We start from the raw sequence: 5,641 nt of genomic DNA, 5'->3' as shown, positions 1-5,641 counted from the left end.
TAAGAACATGCCTGGTTCGATGATTGCCATTGCCAATATGGATATCCCAGCGATCTTTGCTTATGGTGGGACCATTGCTCCAGGGAATCTCGATGGAAAAGATATCGACTTGGTTTCTGTTTTCGAAGGAATCGGGAAATGGAACCATGGTGATATGACGGCTGAAGAAGTGAAGCAACTGGAATGTAATGCTTGCCCTGGCCCTGGTGGCTGTGGGGGGATGTATACGGCCAACACCATGGCGACAGCGATTGAGGTCCTTGGGATGAGCTTACCAGGTTCCTCTTCTCACCCTGCTGAATCAGCTGATAAAAAAGCCGATATCGAAGAAGCAGGTCGTGCTGTTGTCAAGATGCTGGAAATGGGACTCAAACCATCGGATATCTTGACCCGTGAAGCTTTTGAAGATGCGATTACAGTGACCATGGCGCTAGGTGGTTCCACCAATGCCACTCTTCACTTGCTTGCGATCGCTCACGCAGCTAACGTTGACTTGACGCTGGAAGACTTCAACGATTTCCAAGAGCGCGTGCCTCACTTGGCGGACTTGAAACCTTCAGGAAAATATGTCTTCCAAGACCTTTACAATGTTGGTGGTGTGCCAGCTGTCATGAAATACCTTCTTAAGAATGGTTTCCTTCACGGCGATCGCATCACCTGTACTGGTAAAACGGTGGCTGAAAACTTAGAAGCCTTTGCTGATTTGACACCAGGTCAAAAAGTTATCATGCCACTTGAAAATCCAAAACGTGCGGATGGTCCATTGATCATCCTGAAAGGGAACTTGGCCCCAGAAGGGGCAGTTGCCAAAGTATCAGGTGTGAAGGTTCGTAACATCACTGGTCCTGCTAAGGTCTTTGACTCGGAAGAAGCTGCCATTGAAGCGGTTCTTTCGGATGAAATCGTGGATGGCGACGTTGTTGTTGTTCGTTTCGTGGGTCCTAAGGGTGGTCCTGGTATGCCGGAAATGCTGTCCTTGTCATCTATGATCGTTGGGAAAGGCCAAGGAGACAAGGTGGCCCTCTTGACAGACGGTCGTTTCTCAGGTGGGACTTATGGTCTCGTTGTTGGACACATCGCGCCTGAAGCTCAGGTCGGCGGTCCAATCGCCTACCTCCACACAGGGGATCTGGTGACAGTTGACCAAGATACCAAAGAAATCACCATGCACGTCTCAGACGAAGAGTTGGCGAAACGGAAAGCTAAAACAACCTTGCCACCACTGTATAGCCGTGGGGTTCTGGGTAAATACGCCCACATCGTTTCTTCAGCATCACGTGGTGCCGTGACCGACTTCTGGAATATGGAACAGTCTGGTAAACAGTAATTACAAGGACGAATTTGTCCAAAGAGAGAGTGGGAAAGAAATTGGTAATTCGTTAGAATTCGATTTCGTCGTCCCACCTCCGCACAGTTGAGTAGAGCTGTAAAAGCTGATGAAATCAGTGTAGTAGAGCCCACTCAACCACTGCGTCTTGCTCGACAATCAAAAAATAATTGAGAGGCTAGGACTTTTGTCCCAGCCTCTTTTTTGGCTCAAAGTAGCTAATTTCAACCCTGTCGCTGAAACGTATGAATATTACTTTTTGGGGGATTTGGGTGTATCATCTGTCATTTTTCTTGTAAATCCGTCTATAATCTGCTATAATTGTGACTAATCGAATCAATCCTTTAATACTGTCCAGAGAGGCAGGCAAGGAGCTATGGAAATGAAAGGCCTGGGAAGACCAGCCTATATTTTGTGTATCTCCTTGTTGTGGGGGATTTTTTTGTATATTGAAAAGTGGTTTGATAAAAAAGAAATCGTCGATGATGGAGCATGAAGCACTCCCTTACGATTTGGTCATCGAAGGTAGACGTTTTTGTTCAGCCATAGCTTGTCGCATCTTAATTTTAGGAGGTTTTTACGATCGTGAATGACGTTAAATATGATGTGAATGATATGCCAAAACCTGGTTTATTGGTTGGTTTATCTTTCCAGCATTTGTTTGCCATGTTTGGGGCGACAGTGCTGGTGCCGATTTTGGTTGGGATTGATCCTGCCATTGCTTTGTTTTCATCTGGTTTGGGAACCTTGGCTCACTTAACCGTGACCAAGTATAAGATTCCAGCCTACATGGGATCTAGTTTTGCTTATATTGCAGCGATGCAAATGCTGATGAAGTCAGATGGGATTGCGGCAGTTGCCCAGGGTGCTATGGCGGGTGGTTTGGTCTACTTGTTTGTAGCTCTGATTGTTAAGCATGCGGGTAAAGATTGGATTAATAAGGTCCTTCCACCAATCGTGGTTGGTCCCATTATCATGGTAATTGGTTTGAGTCTTGCGAAGAATGCCGTCACTGATGCGACAACCTTAAATAATAGCTACAGCGGCTATGCTCTATTGATTTCGATGGTGACCCTCTTTGCGGTTATCCTATTTAACATGTATGGCAAGAAGATTGTCGGTGTCGTCCCAATTTTACTTGGATTAATTGTGGGCTATATTTTCTCCTTGGCTCTTGGTTTGCTGACAGGACATAGTTTTGTCAATTTCTCAGAGGTAAGTGCGGCACATTGGATTCAAGTTCCAAACTTTGACATTCCATTTGTGGATTATAGCTTTAAGCTCTATCCAAGTGCGATTTTGACCATGGCTCCGATTGCCTTTGTGACCATGACGGAACATTTTGGCCATCTCATGGTTTTAAACAGTTTGACTGAGCGTGATTACTTCAAGGATCCAGGGCTTGATCATACGCTTACTGGTGATGGCTTGGCACAGATTATTGCTGGATTCTTTGGAGCTCCTCCAGTAACTTCTTATGGGGAAAACATTGGGGTGATGGCCCTTAGTAAGGTCTACTCAGTTTACGTTATTTCAGGCGCGGCAGTGATTGCGGTTGTCATGAGCTTTATTGGGAAGCTATCAGCACTCTTGCACTCTATTCCAACTCCTGTATTGGGAGGTTTGTCTATTGCCCTCTTTGGGGTTATCGCTGCTAGTGGTTTGAAAATTTTAGTTGAACATAAGATTGATTTTGATAATAAAAAGAATCTCTTGATTGCAAGTGTGATCTTGGTATCAGGGATCGGTGGTTTGATGATTGACCTCGGTGGTCTTCAAATCACTGGTGTCGCAACGTCAACCATTCTTGGGATTGTGTTGTATCAAATCCTTCCAGAACCAAAAGCTGATGAGGCTTAGTCCATTCTGGTAGTGAAAAAGTTTGAATGGATTTAAACATTATAAAAAACGAGGAACAGACTCTGATGTCAGAGCTGGTGTTCCTCGTTTTTATTGTGGATCGGATTTCCAAAGAGGCCTTCCTTCATTAGTTGAATGCATTTTTTAAAAGGTAATGCTTATTATCGTGGTGGAAGACCAAGGGCGATGCGCCCGTATCGGCTGATTCGTGTAATTTTCCAAGCGGGTGACCAAGTCACTTCAACCTTGACATCTTCGATCCCCTCGATTTCTTTTAGGCGAGCGACGATTTCGATCGGAAGGCTCTCAGCACAGCTACAAGCCGTATCGGTAAAGGTCATAACCACCTTGCAAGTGCCGGCTTCATCTAGATGGATCTCGTAGATCAGTCCCAGATTATAAACATCTAACTCAACATCGGTATCAAATACAAGCTCCAATTTTTCGATTAACGGCTTCTCTAGTGCCAGGGCGCGGTCATTGATTTTGATATCCTCTCTCATCGCAAGATCCTTTCAGTGTAGTATGGCTTCCATTTTCTCATAATTCGGCTGATAAGGCAAGAAGAGAAAGAGGTTTTGAACGTGTCGAACGAAGGAAATTCGGTCCAGCCTCCATTTCTCTTCGAATTTGTGGTAAAATAGAGGCAAAAGTAAGACAAAGGATGAAGGCTATGAAATTACAAAAACCAAAAGGGACCCAGGATATCCTTCCTGGCGATTCAGCGAAATGGCAATATGTAGAAGGCTTTGCACGCAAGGTCTTTGCGCGATACAATTATGATGAAATCCGCACACCGATCTTCGAACATTATGAAGTCATCAGCCGTTCAGTAGGGGATACGACGGATATCGTTACCAAAGAAATGTATGATTTCTATGACAAGGGAGACCGTCATATCACGCTTCGTCCAGAAGGAACAGCTCCTGTTGTCCGCTCCTATGTAGAAAATAAACTCTTTGCGCCTGAGGTACAAAAACCAAGTAAGTTCTATTACATAGGCCCAATGTTCCGCTACGAACGTCCTCAAGCAGGTCGTTTGCGTCAATTCCACCAAATTGGGGTAGAATGCTTTGGATCGAGCAATCCTGCAACGGATGTCGAAACAATTGCCATGGCCGCGCAATTCCTGAAAGAACTAGGGATTGATAATGTGACCTTGCACTTGAACACCTTGGGAAGCCCTGCTAGTCGTCAGGCTTATCGTCAAGCCTTGATTGATTACCTCTTGCCAATGAAGGATCAATTGTCTAAGGACAGCCAACGTCGCTTAGAAGAAAATCCGCTTCGTGTTTTGGATTCAAAAGAAAAAGAAGACAAGGCCGCGGTTGAACAGGCTCCTTCCATCCTAGACTATCTAGATGAAGAAAGCCAAGCGCATTTTGATGCGGTTCGTCGGATGTTAGAAGACTTGGGGGTAACCTATGTCATCGATACCAATATGGTGCGTGGCTTGGATTACTACAACCACACGATTTTTGAGTTCATTACAGAAATTGAAGGCAATGAATTAACAGTCTGTGCGGGTGGTCGCTATGATGGTTTGGTTGAATACTTCGGTGGCCCTGCGACAGCTGGTTTTGGATTTGGGATTGGTCTGGAACGGATCCTTCTCGTTCTTGAAAAGAAAGGCATTGAATTACCGATCGAAACAGGCCTAGATGCCTATATCGCTGTCCTAGGAGATGAAGTCAATGAAGCAGCGCTTAGCTTGGTTCAGGCCCTTCGAATCCAAGGTTTCAAGGCAGAACGTGATTACCTTGGACGCAAGCTCAAGGCACAATTTAAGTCAGCAGATGTCTTTGCGGCCAAAGCCTTGATTACCTTAGGAAGTAGTGAAGTTGAGAGCGGTCAAGTTACTGTGAAAAATAACCAAACTCGTCAAGAAGTAACGGTAGCTCTTGAAACCTTGAAGAAAGACTTCCCATCTGTTTTAGCAGAGTTGGGATTGGCTTGATCAAGTCTTGCAGACACCTGAAAAACAGATTCGCATGGGAGTAGGGGCAAAATCGTTGCGCCTGCTCTCTTTTATCTAGCTTCTGTTTGCCGACCTTTGCCAAGATTTGGCGAAAAGCCGTTAAATTTTCTGACATTTATGATATAATGAGAAGATAACAAGTAAAGGAATGAATCAGTCATGACATTAGTTTACCAATCAACACGAGATGAAAAAAATACTGTAACAGCTAGTCAAGCCATCCTTCAAGGATTGGCGACAGATGGCGGTTTGTTTACTCCGGTCTCTTATCCTCAAGTGGAGCTGGATTTTGATACCCTCAAAGACGCGTCTTACCAAGAAGTGGCTAAGCTTGTTTTGTCAGCTTTTTTGGATGACTTTACAGCAGAAGAGTTGGACTACTGTATTACCAACGCCTATGATAGCAAGTTTGATACACCAGTCATTGCGCCTCTTGTCAAACTCGATGGCCAATACAACTTGGAACTTTTCCACGG

The 5,641-nt window shown here is 44.7% G+C and carries 4 protein-coding genes and 1 pseudogene; 4 read left to right on the top strand and 1 reads right to left on the bottom strand.

Annotated features, from left to right (window positions below; translation table 11 throughout):
• Together PAN06_RS12750 and PAN06_RS12745 are read left to right on the top strand one after the other, a co-directional pair.
• The coding region (locus tag PAN06_RS12750; protein ID WP_269796506.1) for a dihydroxy-acid dehydratase at positions 1-1,327 on the top strand (1,327 nt) is incomplete at its 5' end.
• Positions 1,328-1,912: 585 nt separating this feature from the next.
• Positions 1,913-3,187: a solute carrier family 23 protein gene (locus tag PAN06_RS12745; RefSeq protein ID WP_003011521.1), complete on the top strand. Its 1,275-nt coding sequence runs from the start codon at positions 1,913-1,915 to the stop codon at positions 3,185-3,187.
• Between the two features lie 161 nt (positions 3,188-3,348).
• Here the strand turns inward: PAN06_RS12745 and PAN06_RS12740 are convergent, their stop codons facing one another.
• Positions 3,349-3,690, bottom strand: coding sequence for a metal-sulfur cluster assembly factor (locus tag PAN06_RS12740; protein ID WP_003010891.1), 342 nt, complete (start codon positions 3,688-3,690; stop codon positions 3,349-3,351).
• Positions 3,691-3,860: 170 nt separating this feature from the next.
• On the opposite strand from PAN06_RS12740, the gene hisS reads away from it, so the two are divergent.
• Together hisS and PAN06_RS12730 are read left to right on the top strand one after the other, a co-directional pair.
• Positions 3,861-5,144 carry a histidine--tRNA ligase gene (hisS, locus tag PAN06_RS12735; RefSeq protein ID WP_269796505.1) on the top strand — a complete coding sequence of 428 codons (1,284 nt, stop codon included), beginning with the start codon at positions 3,861-3,863 and terminating at the stop codon, positions 5,142-5,144.
• Between the two features lie 180 nt (positions 5,145-5,324).
• A pseudogene (locus PAN06_RS12730) lies at positions 5,325-5,641 on the top strand (threonine synthase); the annotation flags it as partial.

This window comes from Streptococcus sp. SM3, from assembly GCF_027497875.1.
This window is presented reverse-complemented; position numbering and strand designations above follow the sequence as displayed.